This is a genomic window from Ruegeria sp. YTSC004 (assembly GCF_059609805.1).
Window position 1 is genome coordinate 12,714 of record NZ_JBXWMJ010000006.1, and the last position, 23,039, is coordinate 35,752.

General features: G+C 57.1%; 14 protein-coding genes and 3 pseudogenes. 8 read left to right on the forward strand and 9 right to left on the reverse strand.

Annotated features, from left to right (window positions below; translation table 11 throughout):
- Positions 1 to 154: 154 nt before the first annotated feature.
- On the reverse strand, positions 155 to 997 hold the full coding sequence (locus AC2FFP_RS12060; protein WP_496724987.1) for an SDR family NAD(P)-dependent oxidoreductase: 843 nt from the start codon (positions 995 to 997) through the stop codon (positions 155 to 157).
- A 38-nt stretch (positions 998 to 1,035) separates the two neighbouring features.
- Entirely contained in the window at positions 1,036 to 1,848 is an 813-nt protein-coding gene (locus AC2FFP_RS12065) for an SDR family oxidoreductase (RefSeq protein WP_496844269.1), read from the reverse strand.
- A gap of 160 nt (positions 1,849 to 2,008) precedes the next feature.
- Here AC2FFP_RS12065 and AC2FFP_RS12070 point away from each other — a divergent pair, with 160 nt between their 5' ends.
- Positions 2,009 to 2,899 carry an AraC family transcriptional regulator gene (locus AC2FFP_RS12070; protein ID WP_496766134.1) on the forward strand — a complete coding sequence of 297 codons (891 nt, stop codon included), beginning with the start codon at positions 2,009 to 2,011 and terminating at the stop codon, positions 2,897 to 2,899.
- Between the two features lie 119 nt (positions 2,900 to 3,018).
- On the opposite strand, the pseudogene AC2FFP_RS12075 reads toward AC2FFP_RS12070, so the two are convergent.
- The 3 genes and pseudogenes from AC2FFP_RS12075 to AC2FFP_RS12085 all read right to left on the reverse strand — a co-directional run.
- A pseudogene (locus tag AC2FFP_RS12075) lies at positions 3,019 to 3,411 on the reverse strand (site-specific integrase); the annotation flags it as partial.
- 65 nt (positions 3,412 to 3,476) lie between these two features.
- Complete coding sequence (locus tag AC2FFP_RS12080; RefSeq protein WP_496881078.1) at positions 3,477 to 4,568, reverse strand: aminomethyl transferase family protein; 1,092 nt, start codon at positions 4,566 to 4,568, stop codon at positions 3,477 to 3,479.
- 14 nt (positions 4,569 to 4,582) lie between these two features.
- Positions 4,583 to 6,151, reverse strand: coding sequence for a trimethylamine methyltransferase family protein (locus AC2FFP_RS12085; protein ID WP_496881079.1), 1,569 nt, complete (start codon positions 6,149 to 6,151; stop codon positions 4,583 to 4,585).
- A 103-nt stretch (positions 6,152 to 6,254) separates the two neighbouring features.
- Between AC2FFP_RS12085 and AC2FFP_RS12090 the strand changes: the two genes are divergently transcribed.
- The 3 genes from AC2FFP_RS12090 to AC2FFP_RS12100 all read left to right on the forward strand — a co-directional run bounded on the left by AC2FFP_RS12090 (position 6,255) and on the right by AC2FFP_RS12100 (position 8,353).
- Positions 6,255 to 7,127 carry a LysR substrate-binding domain-containing protein gene (locus tag AC2FFP_RS12090; protein ID WP_496766142.1) on the forward strand — a complete coding sequence of 291 codons (873 nt, stop codon included), beginning with the start codon at positions 6,255 to 6,257 and terminating at the stop codon, positions 7,125 to 7,127.
- A gap of 93 nt (positions 7,128 to 7,220) precedes the next feature.
- On the forward strand, positions 7,221 to 7,739 hold the full coding sequence (locus AC2FFP_RS12095; RefSeq protein ID WP_496766144.1) for a dihydrofolate reductase family protein: 519 nt from the start codon (positions 7,221 to 7,223) through the stop codon (positions 7,737 to 7,739).
- Positions 7,736 to 8,353, forward strand: coding sequence for a TetR/AcrR family transcriptional regulator (locus tag AC2FFP_RS12100; RefSeq protein ID WP_496844272.1), 618 nt, complete (start codon positions 7,736 to 7,738; stop codon positions 8,351 to 8,353). Before AC2FFP_RS12095 ends, AC2FFP_RS12100 begins: the two co-directional genes overlap by 4 nt.
- Before the next feature lie 130 nt (positions 8,354 to 8,483).
- Here AC2FFP_RS12100 and AC2FFP_RS12105 read toward each other — a convergent pair whose 3' ends face one another.
- Positions 8,484 to 9,674 (reverse strand): sterol desaturase family protein, encoded by a 1,191-nt coding sequence (locus AC2FFP_RS12105; protein ID WP_496881080.1) that lies wholly within the window; start codon positions 9,672 to 9,674, stop codon positions 8,484 to 8,486.
- Positions 9,675 to 9,795: 121 nt separating this feature from the next.
- Between AC2FFP_RS12105 and AC2FFP_RS12110 the strand changes: the two genes are divergently transcribed.
- The 3 genes from AC2FFP_RS12110 to AC2FFP_RS12120 all read left to right on the forward strand — a co-directional run bounded on the left by AC2FFP_RS12110 (position 9,796) and on the right by AC2FFP_RS12120 (position 13,788).
- Positions 9,796 to 10,878, forward strand: coding sequence for a helix-turn-helix domain-containing protein (locus AC2FFP_RS12110; protein ID WP_496766152.1), 1,083 nt, complete (start codon positions 9,796 to 9,798; stop codon positions 10,876 to 10,878).
- A 348-nt stretch (positions 10,879 to 11,226) separates the two neighbouring features.
- Positions 11,227 to 12,699, forward strand: coding sequence for a Na+/H+ antiporter NhaC (nhaC, locus tag AC2FFP_RS12115; RefSeq protein ID WP_496881081.1), 1,473 nt, complete (start codon positions 11,227 to 11,229; stop codon positions 12,697 to 12,699).
- A gap of 72 nt (positions 12,700 to 12,771) precedes the next feature.
- Positions 12,772 to 13,788, forward strand: coding sequence for a GlxA family transcriptional regulator (locus AC2FFP_RS12120; protein WP_496881082.1), 1,017 nt, complete (start codon positions 12,772 to 12,774; stop codon positions 13,786 to 13,788).
- A 105-nt stretch (positions 13,789 to 13,893) separates the two neighbouring features.
- Here AC2FFP_RS12120 and AC2FFP_RS12125 read toward each other — a convergent pair.
- Positions 13,894 to 14,081, reverse strand: a pseudogene (locus AC2FFP_RS12125) (transposase); the annotation flags it as partial.
- A 113-nt stretch (positions 14,082 to 14,194) separates the two neighbouring features.
- Between AC2FFP_RS12125 and AC2FFP_RS12130 the strand changes: the two are divergent.
- Positions 14,195 to 14,421, forward strand: a pseudogene (locus AC2FFP_RS12130) (DDE-type integrase/transposase/recombinase); the annotation flags it as partial.
- 203 nt (positions 14,422 to 14,624) lie between these two features.
- Here the strand turns inward: AC2FFP_RS12130 and AC2FFP_RS12135 are convergent.
- Positions 14,625 to 18,125, reverse strand: a complete 3,501-nt coding sequence (locus AC2FFP_RS12135) for a hypothetical protein (RefSeq protein WP_496881083.1) — start codon at positions 18,123 to 18,125, stop codon at positions 14,625 to 14,627.
- A 24-nt stretch (positions 18,126 to 18,149) separates the two neighbouring features.
- Positions 18,150 to 22,901, reverse strand: a complete 4,752-nt coding sequence (locus tag AC2FFP_RS12140; RefSeq protein WP_496881084.1) for a hypothetical protein — start codon at positions 22,899 to 22,901, stop codon at positions 18,150 to 18,152.
- Positions 22,902 to 23,039 lie beyond the last annotated feature (138 nt).

The window sequence follows — 23,039 nt, forward strand, 5'->3', positions numbered from 1 at the left end:
TCGTACGAACGTCTGATTACTAAGATTGGGATACAGTACCCGGTTTTTCCGCTAGGTTTCAATTTGAGGCGTGAACCCTTTTGGATGCACAACAGTCTTACTCTCGCCATCCACCAGCACACTCGGTGTTTTTTAGACCTCTTGTTTAATTGGACTATTCTGAGACCTCATGCGCCGCAAAGGCATCCGCATAGTCGGGATGCCATCGTGAAAGAGCCGGGCGATTGTTGATAATATCACCCGCGGCCCATTCAACCCGTTTGCGGTCGAGCTCTTCGGGCACATCATTGTCCGGGCAAAGTATATAGAAATCCCCGTCCGACATGCGCTTCAGCAAATAGTCAATTGCCTCTTCACTGGTCCAAGCGGCGGCAGGTTTTTCCGGCATGAACTTCTCAATCATTCTGGTATAGGTAAATCCCGGCACAAACAGATGAGCGGTGATAGGCACTTCAGCCTGTCGCAAATCGTGTGCCAACATTTCTGTCATGACCTTTACGGCGGCTTTGCTGGTATTATAAGCAGGGTTTCCGGGCGGTGTGGTAATGCCCTGTTTTGATCCGGTGTTGATCACGACAGCCGGGCGCGCCGCTTCGATCATGCGCGGCAGAAAAGCATGCACGCCATTCATGACGCCGAAAAGATTGACCTCTAGTAGTTTGCGCCAGTTTTCCGTGTTTTCCCAACTACCGGTTGGCGCGGCGATACCGGCATTATTCATCAGGACAGCCACCTCACCCAGCGCAAAAGCCTGATCCACCAAGGTGTTCACAGCAGAGGTGTCTGTGACATCAGTCGGAACTGCCTGAACAGTTGCGGACGACCCAGCTTGATCGCGCAATTCCGCCTCGGCGCTGGCCAAGGCCTCGCCCGCCAAATCGACCAGCACAACCCCTAGACCGTCCTGAATAAATCGTTGGGCCGCGGCTTTGCCGACGCCGCTGGCCGCCCCGGTTACAACGGCAAAGCCGCCTTTTTCGATAGCTTCGCGGTACATGGATCATCCTCTTTTCCTATGAATGACTGAACGGCCCTTCAAGGCGCCATCTTTTGCTTGAGATCGCCGATGAACGTTTCGTCATTCTGTTGTTTGCGCGCATCAAGCAGTTCTTCAGCATCAGGCCCTGCGCGAAAACGCAGGCGGTTTCGGGTCTCGGTTGCCGCATCCCAAATGACCTGCGCGACAGTTTCTGGTGCTGAAGGGTTCGCGGCCAGTTTGCCGAACAGGCGCCTCATGGCTTCGCCCATTGGTGCATAGTCCGGCAGGTTCTCATCCATTGCGAAATCGAAAGAGCTGCCGCCAAAGTTAGTCCGTATCATTCCAGGTTGGACGATACGGACCCGAATGCCAAGGGGTTCCATCTCGTAGTGCAGTGCTTCAGAAAGCCCCTCTACTGCGAACTTGGTGCCATGATAGAGCGCGCCGAGTGGAAATGCGATCTGTCCGCCGATGGAGGAGATGTTGATGACTGTGCCGGACCGGTTCTGGCGGAAATGAGGCAGAACCGCTTTGGTCACTTCCATCAACCCGAGCACGTTGGTGTCGAACTGACGCCGGATGCGGTCCATTGTGAAGGCCTCTAACGCACCATATGCGCCATAGCCCGCATTGTTCAGCAAAACATCAATCTGTCCAAACCGTTCGATGCCATCTCGCACGGCCGTTGCAATTGAGTCCGCATCCGTCACATCCAGTTGGGCCAGATGCACGCTATCCAAAGCCCCAAGATCCGTGCTGCCTGCAGGGTTGCGCATCGTGGCGACGACATTCCAACCCTTCGCTTGGAAATGTCGGGCGGTTGCCGCGCCAATTCCGGATGAGGCCCCGGTGATCAGAATGGTTTTCATGTTTTTGCTCCGCAAGTTACGAAACACATAATAGTATTTAGGCACGGATGGGTCTTTAAGTATTATCCAGTTTTCTTGCACAATGCTCCAGAAGTGGAGATCTTCTGTAAAGGTTTTCCCACCTCCGTGCTATCGATAAGAGCAACCACTGGAGGCGTATATGGGATCTCAGACACTATTGGACTATGTTCTGGCACTGCTTGACCGCGCGGGCGTCGCGCAGGGCGTACTGACACAGAAGGAAAGCGAGACGGTTTTTCTCATTCACCCGTCGACCACCCTAAACGACGCCAATGTCTACCGCCCGCTGTTGTGCGCGGTCCTACAAGGCGCCAAAGAGGTAGGAACCAGTAACAGAACACTCACTGTTCGGGCCGGGCAGTCGCTGATCGTCAGTAACGCGCTGCCGGTTGTCTCAAGGATCACAAAGGCCACACCCGAACGTCCCTACGTCGCGCTCGTGTTCCCCCTCGATCTGGAACTCTTGCGCGTCCTGGCCTCGTCAGGGCCGCGGTCGTCTACCTATCAAGTGTCGGATCCATTTTCGATCTGCCTCGCTGAAACCGATCACGAAATGAAAAGCGCCCTATTGCGATATTTTCGCCAGTGCGAAACCGAAGAGACACGTCACATGCTCGCTCCGATCACGGTGCGGGAAATCCATGCCCGCCTGCTGACTGGGCGACATGGTGGCACGCTCCGAAAACTGGCGTGGCACGAAAACACGGCAAGCCGGATTTTCGCAGCTACACACGAAATCCGGTCAGATTTAGCTAAATCCCTAGTCGTTGGAGAACTTGCAGGGCGCGTGGGTATGAGCACTTCGGCATTCTTCGAACAATTCAAGGCTGTTACGGGAACCTCGCCGCTGCAATACCAGAAAGACTTGCGTTTGCTCCAAGCCCGGAATGAGCTTCAAACCACCGGCTCAAAAGTCTCAGAGATTGCCTACGGGGTTGGATATGAAAGCTCGGCTCAATTCTCAAGAGAGTATGTCCGCAAATTCGGACGTTCCCCAAGACAGGACCGCGTTCCCGAATCTGTCCAATAGGGCTGCAGGTATAAAACCAAACGTCGCAGCCCCGACACGAACCTAGGCTTTCGAACCGATCAATTTTTGAAAGCGGCCATTGGCGCAATCGAGGAATTGGTACATTTTCTGCAAAGTGTGAATCGGCCGGGCCACAGGTACTCTGACTCGACCATGAGTTCGTCTACCACCCATTTCTCAATAGAGGCGCGGGTGCCCTTGGATATTTCGAAGCGCACAGGTTTCTGCGTCTCGCTTCGAAGTACTGAAGCCCGTTCCTTGATCTGACCCGATGACATGACATCTGTCACTTTTATTTTTACCAGATTGCAGCCGCGGAGCTTACTGTCGGTTGCCATGTTGAAGAGCGCAAGATCGCGATGGTTTTCGGCAAGCTCGAGGCGCACTCGGATCGCCCAGACATGTTTTGTTTTCAAGGGGTGCTTCTGACCCACGACACGGCCTTTGTTCCAGGCTGGGCGAAGTGCGCGAATGGCCGGTAAGTTTGGTGTTTCCTTAACTGATCCTCCAATCCGTCATGCCCACTCAGGAGGATAACCCGACGTTGACGCAACCCTCGCTGCCTGCCAAGACCTCCCTAACTATGTGTGCGAGCTTTTTCGGGGTCGTAAATTGGGCTGGACACAATTGTTGCGTTTGTCGCGAAATCATTTCCTGAAACCTTTAGCGTGGTTCCGATGGCAAGCTGTGGCTGAACATGCGCAAGGGCAAGCGATTTGCCCAAACGGTGCGAGAAGCAGGGGCTGTTGATGACGCCCACCTCCGCGCCATTCAATGACAGTGTTTCTCCGCCTTCGACCATGTCAGAATGATCGATATCCAGGCAGAAGTTATTGACCTTTTCGGAACCTTTTGCGGCCATGACGGCCGATTTGCCGCGAAAATCGCCCTTGGATTTGTTGACAGTAAAGCCAAGGCCGACCTCCCAGGGCGTGTTGACTTCGGTCATGTCATATCCGTAGAACAGCAGCCCCGCCTCGATCCGCACCTTGTCGAGTGCTGTAAAGGAGCAGGGCATGACGCCTGCCTCCGCCAGTTTGTCCCAAATGTCGGTGATCACAGAGCCATCGGCAAAAATCTCATAGCCGCGTTCGCCGGAATATCCGGTTCTCGAGATACGGCAGGGGTGACCGAAAAGCACCGCAGGCGTATGTTCGAAATAGGCCAGATCGGCCAGGTCAAAATCCGCGTTCGCGTTGAGAATTTCCAATGAGGCTGGCCCCTGTACTGACAGATCATGCAGATCATCGGTAAATTCGATCTGCACGTTCCGCCCTTCCGCCGAATTCTCCAGAAGCGCCATCGTGTTGCCCGAGCCATGCACGATCATCCATTCGTCGCCGCTGTTATTGGACACTATGGCATCGTCGGCGATCCCGCCCTCATCTGTCAGCACGCACAGGTAAGCCGCCTTTCCCGGTGTGACCTTGGAAAGATCGCGTGTGGTTAGGTGATCAAGAACCGCTTGGGCGTCAGGACCGCGCACGAACACCTTTTTCAGAGGCGACATGTCAAACATTCCCGCGCGCTCGCGAACCGCATCGTGTTCATCGTTGGGATCGGTGTGGTAGGTCCAGGCGGTGCCCATACCATTCCAATCCTCTAGTCCCGAGCCAAGGCTCTGGTGGCGGGATGCAAGCGCGGATGTGCGGCTAAGTTCTTCGGCCATGGGGGTTCCTCTCTCTAGTACCATTCGTCCGGCATTCGTGCTTTGCGATCTGACACGAAGTCTTCAAGCGCGGCTTGGATTTCGGGTTCCATTTCGGGGCATTGATAGTCGTTCAACATCTGACGCCACCGCCCAGTGGCACGTTGATCTGTTGTAAGAGCACCATTTTCGGACCAGGTTTCGAAGGGTCCGGCGTCAGAAATCTGTGGCTCAAAATTCGCCGTCGCATAGTGCCGTAGCGTGTGACTGGTCGACAGGAAATTTTCGCCCGGGCCTGCTTCGAAATAGGCATCACGACCAAAGGCCTCGTCATCCGTTTTGAAGCCCTGCAACAGTTTCAGCATCGCGCCACAGTGGTCGAGATCCATGATGAATTTCTCGTAGGACATCACAAGCCCACCTTCGAGCCAGCCCGCTGCGTGCCAAACCTGATGAGCCCCGGACAAAAGCGTGGACCACATTGCACCGGTGCTGTCCTGCATCGCGTGCCCGTCGGGCGCATTGGAGGCGGTGATCTGTCCGCCGCCGGACCGCACAGGCACGCCAAGCCTTCGTCCCAATTGAGTAAGCGCCATCGTGGTCATGTTCGCCTCGGGCGATCCAAAGGTCAGAGCGCCCGTACGCAAGTTCATTGTGGAGTGGAACGAGCCGAAGACCACCGGACAACCAGGGCGCACCAGTTGCGCAAGCGCAATGCCAACCATCGCTTCGGCCAGAGTTTGCGCTGCTACCGCCGCCGGCGAAAGCGGCCCCATGGCACCCGCGAAAATCGCTGGGGAGACGCAGACACATTGGCCTGCCTCCGCATAGATACGCAGAGCCGACGACATGGTATCATCATAAACCAGCGGCGAATTGACGTTGATATTTGCCTGCATCACCGCGTGACACTTCATGAAGTCGCGCCCAAAGACTAAGCGAGCCACCTCGATACTATCCCGCGCACGATCGGGAGTTGTGACAGATCCCATAAAGGGTTTGGACGACAGCGTCAGATGCGCCAGCATCATGTCCAGATGTCGTTTGTTCACCGGTACATCTGTCGGCTCGACCACCGTGCCGCCGGAATGGTGCAAGGCAGGCGCAGTGTAGGTCAGTTTGACGAAATTGCGGAAGTCCTCCAGCGTCGCATAGCGGCGGCCATTCGCCAGATCGCTGACAAACGGAGAGCCGTATCCCGGCATCAGCACAACATTGTCGCCGCCAAGTGTCACTGTTTTGGCCGGGTCTCGGCCATGCAACTGAAATTCACTAGGGGCGGTAGCGCAAAGCGCGCGGATGTGACCCGGTTCAAACCGTACACGTTCGCCATCGATGCGTGCACCAGTTTGGGCGAAGTGATCCAGCGCTGTACGATCTCCTCGGAACTCGACACCAATATTGTTCAAAATCCAATCGGCTTGATCTTCGATCCGGGTCAGTGCCGTTTCGCTCAGAAGATCGTATGCAGGTATTTTGCGCCCCGAGAACGGCGTGCCCTCAGAGGGCTCATTGTCACGGGCCAAGCGGCGTCGGCGCACGCGTTTGCGGTGCCCCGTCAGTGTTGATGTGTCTGCTACAGCGTTCAAAGGGTCCAACGTCATTTGTTCGTTTCGCGCAACTAGGTGCAAATTTTGGGCTTAAAAAATTATGTTGAAAATCGAAAATTTCTTTTCTCAGTGTTTAGAAAATTTGTACGCTATACTCATGGCTGCCCGCTTTCATCACCACGACTTGCTTAGGCTATTTGCTGAGATCGCCCGTTATTCCAGCTTTTCGACGGCGGCGTCGGCGCTCAATATGACAAAGGGTGCGATCAGTTATCAGATCAAAACGCTTGAGGCCGATCTGGGGATGGCCTTGTTTCAGCGCACAACGCGGGGTGTCACACTCACCGGTGAAGGACTGAAACTGCTCGCAATCTGCCAGACCCGATACGAAGAGATCGAAACCGAAATTCAGGCGTTGAAAGGGATTTCATCGCGCTCTTTGACTGTTGGTGTCTCGACCTATTTCGCTGCGCGTTGGCTGTCGCCACGCCTGATGTCATTCATGCAAAGCCACCCGGACGTGCAGCTTCGCATTCAGCCGATGGTCGAGTTTTCGCATGCAGAGATGCAGGAAGTGGACTTGGCAATCAGGTGGGGCAACGGGAATTGGAGTGACGGTACCGTTACACCGTTCATGCACTTACGGCCCTATCCAGTAGGTAATCGGGCGGCGGCCGACCTGGTGAATGAGTTGGGAATAGAAGGCGCAATGTCGCAACTTACGTTGCTGAGAGATCGCGATGACAGCAGCGCCTGGTCAGATTGGCTGAACGTCGCAAAGCTTCCTCGGCAATCAAGGCGAGATGTGCTGATCGTTCCTGACCCGAATGTCCGGGTGCAAGCCGTCATCGACGGACAGGGCATCGCTTTGATGGATGACTTGGTTGGGGACGATTTGAATGCAGAAAGGCTGTTTAGATTGTCGGAAACCGTTCTGCCTGAATACGGGTATTTCTTAGTTCAGCCGCACAGAACCGCCCCAATTGGCGCAGTGCGGGCATTCTCGGATTGGGTTCAGAGCCAGGCCTGATGGTACTCCCCCTTGAGCGGCGTCAAGAAAAATATTATACGGCATATAAATAATATGAGGAAGATCCAGACGATGCCCACAGGACATATTATGATGGCAATGAGTCTAGACGGCTTTGTTGCAAGGCCGGATCACAGGCTGGATTGGTTGGATAAGCAACCCACCAAGGATGAAGACCACGGGTTCACAGCCTTTCAAGACAGTGTCGACGTGATCGTAATGGGATCGGGATCATACCGGACGGTTAGGGGGTTTGGAGCGTGGCCATACACGAAACCGGTGGTGGTTCTCAGTCGTTCGATGACAGCCGACGACATCCCTAGTGACCTGCGCGACAAGGTTGAGGTTTCAGACAAATCTCCAACCGAATTGATGCAGAGCTTTGACGCGCGTGGTTTCAGCCGAGTTTATGTGGATGGCGGAGCAATCGTTCGCTCTTTCCTCAAAGCCGGGCTGATTGAAGACATGCGGATCACCTTGATTCCCATCCTAATCGGGGAAGGCATTCGGATATTCGGCGAGACACAAGGTGACGTTGATCTGGAACTGGTGTCGGTTAGCAGCTTTCCCTCCGGTCTGGTGGATCTCGATTACAGATTGAAAATCGGATGACGAAAACTTCCCCACCAGGGCGGCCGCCAAAGGCTGAGCAGCGCCTTTCGAAACAGCTGATCCTGAAAACTGCATTGCCGATTGTCCAAAGCAAAGGCGTTGACGCGCTATCGTTTCGCATGCTCGCCAATCAGCTTGGGGTCACCCCGATGGCGGTGACCTATCACGCTGGCACCAAGAGACAGCTTTTATCCGGTCTGGTGGAAAATGCTTTCGCCGGCGTTCTGGATGGCGTGGACGGAGATACTCCGGTTGAACGCGCCCAAAGCATCATGATGACCTACTATGGATACGCCTTGAAGAACGCCAACCTTCTGCGCGCGATCCTTGAGGATGTGACGCTGATGAGCGCGGATCTCATAAACGTGTCCGGGGAATTAAAGGCCAGCACGGACCAGCTTGAAAACAGCGATGGCGGCGACGTCCTTGTTCACGTGCTAATAGACTATGCACATGGGTTTGTACTCTCTGCCTCCAGCGGAGAAAACAATCCCCTGACAACAGATGACTTTCTGCGCGGGATTGACTGGATTCTTGATCAAGCAGCTGGTGACCGCGAGGTCCGGTTGCGGAGAAAACAAGCGTATCAGGGTGGTCCGGCAGAACGACCTTAACGACCCAAACATCCACACTGGGCTGTGTCTTCGCGACTGCAGCGAATGACCGGTAAGCGAACTGCGAGCGTAGAATCGTTAAGGCAGTGTGAAGGTCCGGAATGGGCCATCTTTGGGGATGGCCTTGTACCTAATTTCCATGACGCCTGAGCACAGTTCTGAGGTACTCGGTCGAATGCCAGGTTTGATATGCACAGAATACCCCGGCGCAGCCTTTAAGTGTCAACTGATGCTTGGCCGATTGCTGGATGGATCCACGATATGTCCGTCCAGTTTCTGGATCGCGTAGCGCGCTTTTCCATACCGTGCCGTCAAAGACCAATTCGGTCAGGATCATATCACCAACCTGCGCATGGGGCGTGTCGTCCTTGTTCCAAACCCAAACAAGACGTCCACACTTTATTGCTTTATTCGATGTGCAATCTTCAAACGCGACGATCACGCCGAGTCCGGGGGACGCGTAGTGGCCTTTTAGGTCAAAGGCATGTCCTTGGGTGGCCAACATACCCACGATAACCGCAATCACCAAAAGAGCTGTTTTGACCATTCGGATGCGCAATCGCGGCGCGACGCGGGCGAATTCGGTCAAGTATCTTGGATGCTCGGTCTTCATGAACCGATCCCACCACGAAAAATAGAGCCCGTGGTTATAGCCCGCATGTGCATGGTGCATATCGTGATGAGTAACGCTCGTGAGCCAGCCAAAGACCGGCCTGCCTTTTGCATTGGCAGGAAAGATTTCGATCCCACAGTGCCCGATTGCATTGCGCAGCATCATATGGGTCACAAAGATGAAAAGCGCGACAGGGTGTGTTGGCAGAATGATAAGAACGAAAGGCAAGTAGACGGCGTTCACCACGGCCTCGCCAACGTCAAAGCTGTAGGAGGTGAAGGGAGTCGGTTGGTGTGACTTGTGATGCAAGCGGTGAAACCGGCGAAACAGGGGCGGGTAGTGCAGGGCACGGTGCGTCCAATAGAACCACGCATCATGAAGGATAATCAGCACCGCGATACTGAACGCGAAATAGGTCCAGCCATATGCGGCTATGTCTTGGTAGATTGTGATGACACCTACCCTCGCACCAAGCGCGATGGATGTCCCTGCGGCAGTAAAGATAAGCACAGTGCGCAGGCTCGTTAGAATCTCGCGCAGGATTTGACCTTGTGGCACTGTAGAGGGTCTAATTTTCTGCGCACCAAGACGCCGTGCCAGCATGATATTGATCAATAGATACGTGCCGCCGGCGCCAAGAATATACCGTAAGAGGTCTCCGCCGAAGACATCCGTGTAGATGGATAAGAGTGTGGCTAACTGAGTCATTGTCTGCTCCGAATGCGAATTGACATGTGGCGGACACTGGCTGGCGACGCAAATCAGAGCGCGCTGAATTTGAAAACCGATCCGTTTCTTGCAAAATCGGCGAGGATTTTTCAGTTTCAGTATGGCTATACCGTTGACCGGCGGGGTAAATCCGACTTCGATTGCGCCTGTTATGTCAGACCCAATGATTTTGGATATCTTCCTGCGCGGCAGTGCCATCGGCACACTCGCGTTATGCGCCGCTGTCTTCATGAGAAACGGGGGATTCCAGCGCAAAAGCATGGCAGTAGTCTTGCTGTGCCTCAGTTTTGGCCCCTACTTGATTGTGTCCTCACCAAGCATTGATCTAACCGACAGCCCGGTTCGGATTGTGCTTGTGATGATCGCAGGTGTGATCCCTGTCTTGCTCTATTGGGCCGTGATTGAGCTGTTCCAGGATGACGTTTTTGTTCGACCTTGGCAGATCTTGACCGCTGCGTTGATAGTCGGGTTGGCATGGCTTTCTCAACTACAGCTGCAACTTGGTGCAGTTCGCGGTATCTGCGTACTGATCTTCTTTTTCCATGGCCTGTGGATCGTAGTTTCAGGTCAGGCGGGGGATCTGATCGAGGCCCGTCGCCGGTTTCGGCGTTGGTTTCTGATCTGGATCCTCAGTTTGGGAATTCTCATTACCGGATTTGAAATCACCCATTTGGATAAAGCGCTTCCTGTCTGGGTATTTGCACTACAGGCGAGTGCGTTTTTCCTGTCTGCAGGCGCATTCCTGCTGTGGTCGGTTCGCGTGGTTCCAGACATCTGGATACCGAGCACTCCAAAGCGGGATGACCAAGCCAACCCGGCGCAGTCCGCGCTCATAACGCGTATTGAAGCCGCGATGTCTGAGGGTCTGTGGCGCATCGAAAGGCTGACCGTTGCCCAAGTGGCCGCACATCTTGGGACACAGGAACACCGCATTAGGTCCGCAATCAATCAAGGCTTGGGGCACCGGAATTTTGCGAGCTTCGTGAACGCGTTCCGCATTCAAGAGGCGCAATCCATGTTATCATCGCCCGAGCTGGCAGAGCGTTCGGTCCTGAGCATCGCTTACGATGTGGGGTTTTCCTCACTGGGACCATTCAACCGCGCCTTTCGCGCTCAAACCGGGATGACGCCTTCGGAATTTCGAAGGGCGCATTTACATGAAACGACAAAGTCACGTTTGTAAGCTATCCGCAAAACCACTTTCCAAGCCTGCTTTGCAAAAAAAATCAAAATTACGGCTGCCGTACCGCAGCAACGATCAATGAGGCGGACGTCTGCCAAGGGTTGTTGCCAATACCCGTAGTACAGCCTGCTGTCGTTCGGGGCTTGGGAGTGCGCAGTAATTGGAGCCAATTTGTTGCGCTTGATCGCGTTGGTCGGCCTTCAGTTCACCCGAAGAAGCCGAACCCCGACGCATCTGTGTCGCAAATTCTAATAGGATGTGCGCTCTGACCGACGGTCCCACACTGCTAAACTTGGTTTCTTCCGCAGATCACACCGCTTCTGGATCATTCCAATGGAGGAGACCCATATGTCTGCGAATGAAGACAACATACGTCAACCCGGCTTAGTGCTGGCGCTTGTGCCAATCGTGCTGACCCTGTGTGTGCTTGGGCTGCAGCTATTCTATTTCGGCGATTTTACCCCGCACATCCCTTTGGCCTTCGGGATCGCGATCACCGGCATCGTTGGCCTTATGTTGGGTCACAAATGGCCCAGCATCGAAGAAGGCGTGTTCCACGTCATTAATATATCCCTGCCGTCGGTCTCGATACTGATCACGGTAGGTATGATCATTGGCGTGTGGATCGCAAGCGGCACCGTCCCGACGCTGATCTATTACGGCCTCAAGATATTGTCGCCCGAGCTTTTCCTTGCCGCAGGAATGATCCTTTGCTCCATTGTCTCTGTTTCATTGGGCACATCGTGGGGAACAACCGGTACAGTTGGTTTGGCGCTGATGGGGATTGGTGCCGGGTTTGGTATTCCAATGTATTGGACGGCGGGGGCGGTGGTCTCTGGCGCGTTCTTCGGCGACAAGATCTCGCCTTTGTCGGACACAACTAACCTTGCCCCTGCCGTGACGGGGACCAATCTTTTCGATCACATTCGGAACATGCTTCCGACCACTGTTCCTTCGATGCTGATCGCGCTGGTGATTTACTTTGTCGTCGGTTTCACACTGATCGACACGTCGCAGGTTTCGTTTGATCGTATTCACGCGATCACAACCGCGCTGGACGACGCATTTTGGATTTCACCGATCATGCTGTTTCCGGCGGTTCTGGTCATCGTTTTGGCTGTCATGAAGCAACCTCCGATCCCGTCGCTGTTTGCAGGGGCTGTTGCGGGCGGTGTTATGGCAATCTTTTGTCAGGGGGCCGGGCTTCATGAAACGTTCACTTTTGCCAACAGCGGCTATTCAATCGATACCGGGGTTCCGGAGATAGACCCTTTGCTAAACCGCGGGGGCATTCAGTCGATGATGTGGACCATCTCACTGGTGCTGCTTGCCCTGGGTTTCGGCGGAGCGCTTGAACGCGTGGGTTGCCTTCAGGCTATCATCAAAGTCGTCATATCGAAGGTGAAGTCGTTTGCCGGCATTCAGATTTCCGCTATCATGACGTCTGTCGCCACCAATACCGTTGCAGGCGATCCATACTTATCCATCGCACTGCCGGGCCGAATGTATGCGCCTGTCTATCGCGCGATGGGCTATTCCCCGCTGAACCTGTCCCGCGCCGTCGAGGAGGGCGGAACGCTGGTGTCCCCTCTGATCCCATGGAATGCGGGTGGCGCCTTTGTCATCACGGCACTGGGCCTGGGGATCGCGGATGGGAACTTTGAGAACCTGCTGTACATCCCGCTCGCATTTGCTTGCTGGCTGTCACCGGTCATCGGTATCATCTATGCCATGACCGGGCTCTTCTCACCAAAGGCGAGCGAAGATGAGATCCGCTCGTGGGAGGAAAGCGGTGAGCCTGTTGCCCAGATGAGCGCCTGACCGTACCGCACCAACACCGCAACAGGTGTTGGTGCACTTCATCCGCCTTGGTCGATACTGGGAGGAGAGACAATGAACCCGAGAAACTTTGTTCCAAAAGGTGCGGCCAGCTATCGCATAGACCATGAAGGGTCGGCCAAAGAAATCTACTTCTTGCTATTGCCGAAACTGACCATGCTGGCCTTTAGTGCTGCGGTAGAGCCACTGAGGATCGCCAATCAGGTCACCAACAAAGAGCTTTATAAGTGGTTTCTGATCACCGAAGACGGGACACCGGTTTCCTGTTCCAACGGGATTGAAATTACGCCGGACTTTGCATTGCTCAATCTTCCGCGATCCTCGCGGTTGTTTGTTTGCTCAGGCATTGAACCAGCCGAAAGTACGAACCCCAAAGTCCTGTCCTGGATCAGTAGACAGAGAACCTTTGGCTGCAATCTGGGTGGAATTTGCACCGGCGCTTTTGCCCTGGCTAAGGCCGGGGTTCTGCCGGGAAAAAGGTTTACGTTGCACTGGGAAAACCACCCGGCTTTCATTGAAAGTTTTGTCGATTTGGAGCCATCGGCAAACCTGTACGAGATTGACAACGAGCTTATGACATGTGGTGGTGGAAATGCCGCAACCGACATGATGCTGGACATGATCGAATCCGATTTCGGAAACGATCTGGCGGTCATCGTATCAGACATGTGCATCCACTTTCGATCCAACAATAGCAAAACGCTTCAGAAATCGGCCTTCTCGGTGGCCTTGGGCAGCCGCAATCAATACCTGATCAATGCTATGCAGATCATGCATGAAAACCTGGAAGAGCCGCTGGATATCTTTGAAATTGCCGAGGCCGTGCAGATTTCGCGTCGTCAGCTGGAACGGCTTTTTCAAAAATATGTCGAAACTTCGCCGGTCCAGTTCTATATCGAACTGCGCGTCGCGAGGGCATACGCATTGCTCAGCGAAACCGAGATGTCGGTCGCCGAAATTGCGGCAGCCACTGGCTTTAGCAGCGCTACTCAGCTGACCGTACGATTCAAGAAACGCTACGGCGAGGCGCCAACTTCTTTCCGGAGAGGATGGTCTGAAAGACGCGATTAGATTGCATCTGACCAGTATCGGAAGTCAAAAATTTCGAATTTTTGATTTAGGTAATGTGCGGTTAGGGTCGGGCATCATAACCAATAAATGACGAGAGCCGCGAGCGCGATTGCATAGCGTCTTGTGCGACCCGTATTCCTTGGCGCATCGCGCCAGCGCAACCCATTGCTATTGATGAAGATAATCCTACTCTGAACACGTCGATCATCTACACGTGGCTTGCCATGAGACTTAGGAAAGAAGGGCTCAAGGCGCGCCATCTGCTCGTCGCTCAGCCAGAAAAGGTCAGGCATGGTAACCGCTTGTTTTCGGCAACGTGAATCACGCTGAAACCAAAAATCAATGTGTCCTGAGCCCAACCACGGTCCGCTTTCCGGCTCTCGGTTCGCGAGACGTTAAGGCTCCCAAGGCCTACGCTTATCGGCGTATCATCTGCGAAATCAACCACCGATACGATCCGGATTTTGACTGCACAGGCAAATTGATCGAAAGTGGCGGAACAATTTGGTCGAAAGTGACCATGTCGCAATGAAGCGCCTACTTAGGTACCGTCAGAGCATTCGAGCCTTGCGAACCGTGAGGGCAACACTGAGTGGGATAGAGACGATCCGGACCAACAAGCGCGGTCACATTTGACACAAATAGACCGGTGTTCGAGGAGAGACCGGCTTCATCTCAAACTGTTCGAGCGCGTATAGTCCGGCCGCATGCGCTGCACTTGACCCAGCTTCAACCAATTAACGCAACAGTCCTCTTACCGCAGGTCACCGATCCGACCAGCACCCCTGTACACGTCGCCAAACCCTGCGATCAGCCGTAGGCAGAATAAATTCGACCTAGCAGACCTCGGGCACCTTCGTCAGAGGTGATGCGCGCAGAATGCGTTCGTAACCAAGATGCGCACCTAGCGGATCTTTGTGTGGCACCTCGCCGGGCAGGGTCTCGACAACGAGGCAGCTGAGCGGTGCATCGGGGCCGAGCGTTATGTCGGCCAGAAGACTCGTGATCTCTGCGGCCGACCAGCTTGTCTGGCCGGCGGGCTCGGTTGTGGCGGTAAATCCAAAGCTTCTGTCATCGAAGGGCTGGCGCGGGCGGCGCGGAGCTGCAAGCTGGCGACGACCCAGAAGCACGTTGCGCCGGTCTTCGTCATCAGCTTGCACCGCTTGTACGTAAAGCAGCACCCAAAGGTCGGTGCGTGGCACCACAGGTTGCACGGAGCGACCATTCTTGACCGGGTCGGCGAATTCGGCGCTGACGGTCAACCGCTGGGTCGAGCGGGTGACGCCGCAGGTGAGCGGAGGCGGCGCGTGCTGGATACCTGCGACTTGCAGGGGCCGCCCGTATCTGCCTTGCGCAGTACTCCACATCTCGGCGTGACCGACGCGGAATTCGTAAAGGAAGAAACCGAAGAGTTCGGGCGCTTCGGGCGGCAGCCCTTGGGGCAGCGGTAGCATGAAGTGCCGAGGACTGTTCGTGGGCAAAAGCTTCTGCATCGCGCCCAGTCCGCTGCGGTCATCGGCCTGCTCGGGGATGATCGTGCGGATCAGTTCAAGGTCGATGGGCAGGGGCGTGTTACCCAGCGTCGGATCGCCGGTAAGATCCCCGGTGAGTACCGGATCCGGACTGGTGGCGAGCATGCGCGCGAACAGGCTATCATTCGGATCGTCGGGCGGTCGGTCGAACTCGAGCCAGACCAGCCGGGTTCGTTCCTCGGAGTGGGAATACGCTGGGTCGCGCAAGTAAGGTGATAATGCGATGCCTGCTGAGACAATCTTGGGCACCTGGCGCGGAGGCCGGGCGACAGGCAAGGTCAGATCGACCTCTTCGGCACCGTCCTCTTGTGCGGGGTCAACCTTGTATTCGGGGATGGCGGTGTATTTTAACTGCAAAGGACGCGGGAAGCTGCCGTCCGCGGGCTCGGGGTCGATCGCATCGAGGAAGATCAGCGTCGTTTCTCCATTGGCGGCGGCACGGGCGACCTCGTGGGGGGCGGACTGCCGCCAGCTCACGCGACCCACTTGGTTGCCGTCACGCTCGATGCGCAACCCACTGAGCCCATCCCATGTCCAGTCCCTTTCGATGTTGACAATGACCGCGACGATCCACTGGCTGGTCACTTCGGATTTGGTTGCGAAGCGGACTGAACCGCCGTCGGGACCGATAACTGCGTTCAGACTTGAGTGCAGTCCGAATAGGCAGCGCTGTCCCGGGCGAGCGCGCAGGCTTGCGCCCACATGATCGAGGTCGAGCGCGGAGGCAAGCCGCGCGATCGGGTTCTCGGCCCCCTGACCGGTACGACCTCCGGCACGGTTGGCTCTGACAAGCGCCCGGCTTCCCGGTTCCGTAGGTTGCAGGTAGAAACCCTCGGCCACCCATCCGCGTGGCAGGCTAATGAGGCCGCGTTCGTCCTGGGCCGGGCTGCGTAGGTAGCGCCGCGCAGTTTCGCCGCGGCGCACGTCATCGGCACCGAAGTAGTTGGGTTTGTCCGAGCAGATAGGGGTCAGGTTCAGCCGCACATTGCGCGAAGTCGGAATAGTGATCGCGCCGTCTGTGGGGATTGCCATGGTCCCGATGTCGGCGGTGTCAACGTATTCGAGATCTAGCAGGGCCTGACCATCGGCATCGAAGGCGCGCTTTATAGTGTAGAGTTGTTCGTAGACCGGCTCATCGTCTTCCGGGTTCACGTCTGGACGCAGCACTTCAACCGAGATCTCGAGGATGTCCACATCTGGGTCCGGAAGGCCAGGTGCGCGCTGCTCGGCGGCGGCCTGGGGCATATCTGCCTCAAGCTCGGCCTCGGTTCCGCCGGCCACGAGGCACGCGGGGTAGTGCAGTCGGGGTTTGCTAACTGTGAGCGAGGCTGGAGGGTCGGTGGGATCGGCTGCCGAAGGCAGGGCGGGCGTCGTACGCAGTCCAGCGGGCCGGACGTAGCGCTTCATCGTTGCGGTGTAGACAGGCTGTGCGCCAGGGTTCAGGGCCTCGGTTTCGATGCCGGGGCCACCGCCGGAAAGATCGCAAAGTCGAATGCGCAGATCGTAGGTGGTGCCATAGCGCAACGGGATATCGGGGGGCACGCCTATGACAGGTTCAGGTTCATCGTCGCCGCCCATCAGCCGGTCGGCGAAGCGGTCGACCCCCACAAGCGGCCGGCCGTTCCAGGCAGCAAAGTACGAGGGAAGCCACATGTTGGCAGTGGGATCGCCGAGGATCTTGTTCGGTCCGACCTCGACGGGGAAGTTGGCCTGAACACTACCAAGGTCATTGCCGCCGAGAACAAGAGCGGTTTCCCCCATCGTCAAAGGAACCCAGTCTGAATTGCCGGTTTCCCGGGCATCGATGCGATAGCCGCGTACGCCCATCGGCGCATCCAACGGCGCAGCACCGGGGCTAATCTGACGGTTGAACCAGGTGACTAGTTGCGAGTCGTCGCACCCGACAAGCAGGCCGCGTTCTGTCGCGGGACGCTCCGCTTCGTCCTCACCGTCCTCGTCGAAGGGGTCGGCCCAGGCCGGTTGCGCGCCATAGACCTCTTTGGCGAAGCCGTCGTCATAACGTACGGCCTCGGTGAAGATATCGTCGTAGCCTGGGATGGGTGCTGCTGTGACGGGGAACTGTACGGCCGTGAACAGCGGGCGTGGCCCCGATAGCGGGGACAGCCGCGCGGCGTAGAGACGCAGCGCTCCGGGAATGCCGGCAAGCGACTGCCACGGACTGCCGGGGGCGAGATCGACATAGACCCAGCCCCCTTGTGAGACGACGTCTGCAGGAAGGGGGATGTCGATTGCGCGAATGAGACCTACGGCTTCGGCAAGTAAAGGCTGGCGAAGTACGCCGGCCAGAACCTGGCCCCACGACAACGGTGGTGCCGTATCGGCGATGGACGTGCCTGCTGGCGGAACGGCCTTGAGCGCGCAGCGATACGTGTCATCGGTCAGAAGGAAGGGATTGGCACCTTGGCCATAGCCTGTGGCCTCGCGATAGGGCGGTGGCGCGTACTTCATGATCCGGATCGAGGCGGTGCGTGGGTCGGTAGGCGTGACGGAGTTGTCGATGGGGAGCTCGGACGCCAGTGATTGAAACAGCGTTTCGGCCTGAGGCATTGCGGGCAACGTGATCGCAGTCTCGCCGGTGGCGACGCTGGCCGGTGACGGCAGCACCGTCGGGTCCGCGATGGTGCGAACAACAACGTCGAAATCCGTTGTCGCATAGGGTGGCAGGCCCGGTGCGGGGGCCGAGGTCGGATCGGTCTGGGGGGTCACCATCAGACGTAGCGAGAGATTTGCGCCATCCCAATTCTGGAGGAACGGCAGCAGCACAAGGCGGGACACGGCAGTCATGGGGCGATCCTCCCCTTTTGGTTATTACAGCACATCTGGAGCATCCTCTTTGCCGAGGGGGCCGCGCGTGATTTCAACCATCTTTGCGTCCCAGGAGGCGGAAAAGCTCAAGACCAGGAAGACCGAGATGTCGATCGATACGGTAACTTTCGAGACGAAGAACACGGTCTCGTTGCCGGTGCCCGGTTGCGCGAGTAGTCGGGCCCCCATTGCCTCGAACCGGATGGCGACGGATATGATTGGTTTGATGGCTGCCTCGGCCTGTAGCAGAATCCCTCCGCCCCAACCCATTACGGTTTCACCTATAATGGCGATGAAGGTGAACCCAACCATACCCTTAAGCTTGAGGAAGTCGCCCGGTCCGACCTTTTTCATGTAGGCAATCCCAAAGCCGATAGTGACCACGAAGGTCGTGCCGTCCTTCACAGACATGATGAGTGAGAACTTGATGATCGCAACGGCGTATAGGCCGGGAACAGTCTTGATCGCGAACATCGGTTTGCCGCCCAGCGAGAACTTCGCTTTGGTCTTTTCCTTCGCCAAGGTGACCAGAACTTCTACGCCTGTGTCCGCAAAGATGATGTCTCCCGGCAGCGGTGAGGGCGGGATCTGAAGATCGGCACCGCTACTGGTTTTGAAGGGAACCTTCATTCCGAACGTGAATTTCCATTTATTCTCCATCCGGACATCCGGTTCGCCGGAGATACCCAGTTCCTGCAGGATTGTCAGAAGGTCCTGCACGATCTGTACGGGTCCGCCCATTCGGAGTTCGGGCGCTTCGAAACGGGTGTCGGGGTCACCAAGGGCGCTGACCTGCGCAACCGTGGTGATCACATCGCCCATATCAGTATGCGCCATGATGCGGGTGGCGTTGGTTAGGCGGAACTCCCATGGAGTTGGCTGACTGGTGTCAACTTCGTATGTGACCTCTGAGTTGGTGTAATCAACGTCGCTTTGCACGCTTCCGGCAGACGCGGTCGTGCGTCGCCCGATCCCCGCATTGAAAGTGCCGGGACCGTCAAGGCGGAAGCTGCCGCCATCAGCCACCAATGCGAAATTGGCACTCGGGAAGGGGATGCAGTCGGACTGCTCGGGGAACATGGACAACGAGTCGGCGAGGACGAAAGGATCGGCGATGATCGGGCGTTCGGTCGAGACGATGCGATTGGGTTCGGTCGGCTCGATCCGGGGTCGGCGAAAGAAGGCACGCTGCATCCCCATGGAGTGCAGGATGCCGTAATCCTTGGCCGGGTTGACGGCGAAGAGATCCTCGGGGTCGGCAAAGCGGTAAGGTTCTCCTGTCGGCAGGCCGGCTGCGCCGCGCCGGATCAGCGGCAAGCCTTCATCCTCAGGCACCGGCGAAGGGGCGCCGCTGGCGTCGAGCGTCTCGAGCACAGACCATTCGCCGCCGGGAAAGACGAGGCTGCCCCATGCAGTCATCGCGAACTCGGTTCCCGCCACAGCAATGCCGACGCGGTTCATACGCATCTTCTGCTCTCCGCCTGCGACGGCACAAACCGCTTCGACAGGGCCGCACATCGGCCCGACCTGATTGATCAGGTCGGTGTAGGTGGCGACGTCGAAGGCTGGCGGGTCGGCGGTAATGCGCACGTAGCCCAGGTGCTGTTTGACCGGTACAGGAGCGTCGGCGCCATCCATGACCAGATCGCCTTGGAAGTAGACGACCATGAAATCCTGCCCATTGGCGGTGACGATCTGGCCGGTCTCGGCGATCTCGGTGACATTTGTGATCCGGCTTACGACTCCGGGATGAGTGATCAGGCCGAGACCTGGGAAGTCATACAGGCCATCGCCGCCCGCAACCCAGCCGGTGTCGCTGCGACCGACAATGGCGTCTGCCTTACGCTGAAGCGTGATCGTGCGCACAACAGGCACGCCGTAGGGAACCAGAACCGATTTGACGGTGACGACTTCCCGCGCGGTGCGTCCGACGGGCACGTCCAGTTCGACCTTCTCGACCTGAGTTGTGGCGTTCAGTGGGTTGTCCCACTTGCTGAAGATGCTTTCGCCATAGCCCGAAAGGTCGAGCCGCGTGACGGGGACGAGCGCAGTGCTGGGTGAACCAGCACCAAGGCTAGAGTTGAATATGCTCGTCGCGCTGGTTCCCAGGATACTGACTGGCGCACCGGGTACATCCGCAGGCACGGCAACGGGAAGTTGCACCGTATGGCCGGGCATGGCCGGGGTCTGGCGACCTGCGAGCGTGCGGTCCCGCGCGCGCAGCGAAAGCTGGTGGGCGCCTTGCATGTCATCAGGGGCCTCCGGGCGGGTTTCCTGCACCCGAACACCGCGTTCGGTATCGGTCGGCGCCGTCAATCGAGCGGAGGCAATCATTCCAAAGGGGAGGGTGACTCGCGCCCGGCTAGACGGGTGGGTGTCGCCGCGGAGCCGGTCGAGGATCGTGTCATAGGCGGGCACCGGTGCGAATGGTACGCGGTCCCCGTCGGGCAGGTCGATGACCGCGGGGACGCCGGAATTGAGAAACACCACACGTTCGGGAAAGGCGATAGCGTCCGCAGGCTCCGGCGGAACGACGACCGCGGGTTCCCATTGAACCGCAGGAAGGGTCAGCAGCACCATCCAATTGGGATCCACCTCGAAAGCCAGGTCCTCAATGGCGACGACCTGGTTAACCGCAGTCGTCGGTGCAGTGCTGGAAACTCCGATAGGATCGCGCGGGCCACGTGGTGGGCGCAGCGCGACACCAAACTGGCCCGCGCCACTGGAGACATCGAGAAGGGTGATCTTAGGGACAAATTCGAAGTCTAGCGCATCGCCAAGCGCTTTCCCCCAACTCGGATCAGCGGCGGCCGCGGCGGTGTTGGGACGCGCGGCGATGGAGATGTCGGTGACCGAGGCAACAGCCGCAACGGAGTTCGACAGTAGGTTCATGGATGCGCCGGTGTCGCCATCGTTGGGGGCCGCTACAGGCGCTGGGCCCGGGAGGAAAAAGTCCAGTGTCCGGCTGCCTGGCTGGACGGCGAACCGGCTGATCAGAAGCTGAGCGCCCCGTTTCTCGGACGTGTCGCGGATACCGACGTTGGCGGCATAAGGGTCAGGCAGTGTAGGTACGATCCCCTCCAGCCTGTAGCCTGCCCAAAGGGCGCCGGAGTTTATGCGCTCGCCATCGAAAAAGCCGTATAGAAGGGCGTTGATCGGGTCGTTGGTGCGCAGGAGACCATTCTTTATCTGAAAGCACCGTCGCCGGTCCCCGCGGTTTCGACCATAGATTGCGAGCGCGCCGATATCCCCAATCTGAGCGATGATGACGACCGCATCCAGTAAACGCAGCGGCACACGATCGCCTGCGACATCGCGCGGAAGGTCCGGGCGCAGGCTGACATCGGCCACATACTGGACGGCCTCCTGCCCGCCAGTCTGGGCGAAGTAACGCACCGAACCTTGGGTCGCACGCCCGATTTCAGCGCGTGACGCAGGTGTCACGTCGCCAATCTCGATCAGTGTGCGGTGGCCATCCTGTTCGGCTTGCAGGGCGGTGAGTGCAAGTCGCTCCTGATCGACCATCAAAGTGGTTAGCCAAAGCTGTCCGGGCGCGGTTTCAGAAGAGATTTGAGCCGAAAGTCCGGGGTCGATCTGGAGCATCAATGCGCCGACTCCCGCCGCCTCGCCCAAAAGCGCGGGGGCGATCCGCGCGGCCGGCAGTGCAAGGCCACCGCCGGTGATCGGGGCCTCGCCCGCGATCGCAAAGTCCTTGGCATCAGAGGCGGTGACCGTGAACTCCGTTTCGGTTGGGGTCATTGGCACCAACAGGCGGTTGAATTCCGGCAGGTACTGTGCTGCGGATTGCGCAGGCGTTAATTTCACCTCTTCACCGAAGGCACCAATGGTGGCGTCTGCCGTCGCTTCAATCTGATTGCCGCCAGGGCCAATGACGATCTGCAGGGCTTCTGGTGGATCGAAGATTGAGGCGCGCGCGTCGGCGCCGGCGTGGTCCAATGGGACGCCCGAAGTGCCCCGCGCGGGCGGATCCAGCAAGATATCGAGCTTGCAAGTGACATTGGTCGGGACGACGACCTCGTCGCCATTGACCGCAATTGGTGAAGAAAAAGACAGCGAGCCGCCTTTGATCCGGATGCCAGTGTAGGTGTCGCCAGCCACGGTCGCAAATAGGTTCGTTGCCATCCAAAAGCTGCCGCCCGCGAGGTCATGATCGACTTGTGCGGCGGAATGGAACACTGAGGCAAACTGGACGTGCGGGACGCTTAGGAACGGGGCACCGCCAGGGGCACGGACAAATCGGACCTGGCGGACGATCCGGAAAATATGGATCCAAATGTCACGACCGAAAGCATCACGTACTGGCCCGATGACCGCTTCGGCCGCCAAGCCACTGGTCCAGGCCGGAAGAGCGTCATTCAGTTGCGTACTGAAGATCGGAACCCGGCGCACCGCCACCACGCGGTCGGAGCCGGAGCGCAGTACTCTCTCCGCGCCGTCGATCCGGTCCCAAGAAAGCCCGTGCTCTGCAAGACTTGCAAGCGTATCGCGATCCTGGGCGCTATCGACGTAAAGTGTTCGAAGGGCCGCAGCCGCTTCCTCAGCTTCGGTTACGCTGATTTCCGCCGGAGCAGCCCCTGAAAGCGCCGCAGCGAAGGCTTCGCTCGACCCTGCCAGCGCTGCACGCCGCACGTCCAGGGCATTGGAATCGGGAACGGTATCTGGTGTGTTGGGCCGCTCGTCCTGGTTTCGCAAGAATTCTACGGCAAAGTTGTAAAGTGTTGAATCGGCTAACATATGACCTCCAAGAACAAGTGGAGAGATGCGACGATAAACTAATACTGGTTGAAGAATTGAGGTTAAAAGACCGGCGTTCTTGATGAGAAATCCTAACATATTTTGCGATTCGATACGAACTTGCGACAGCGGTTTTTT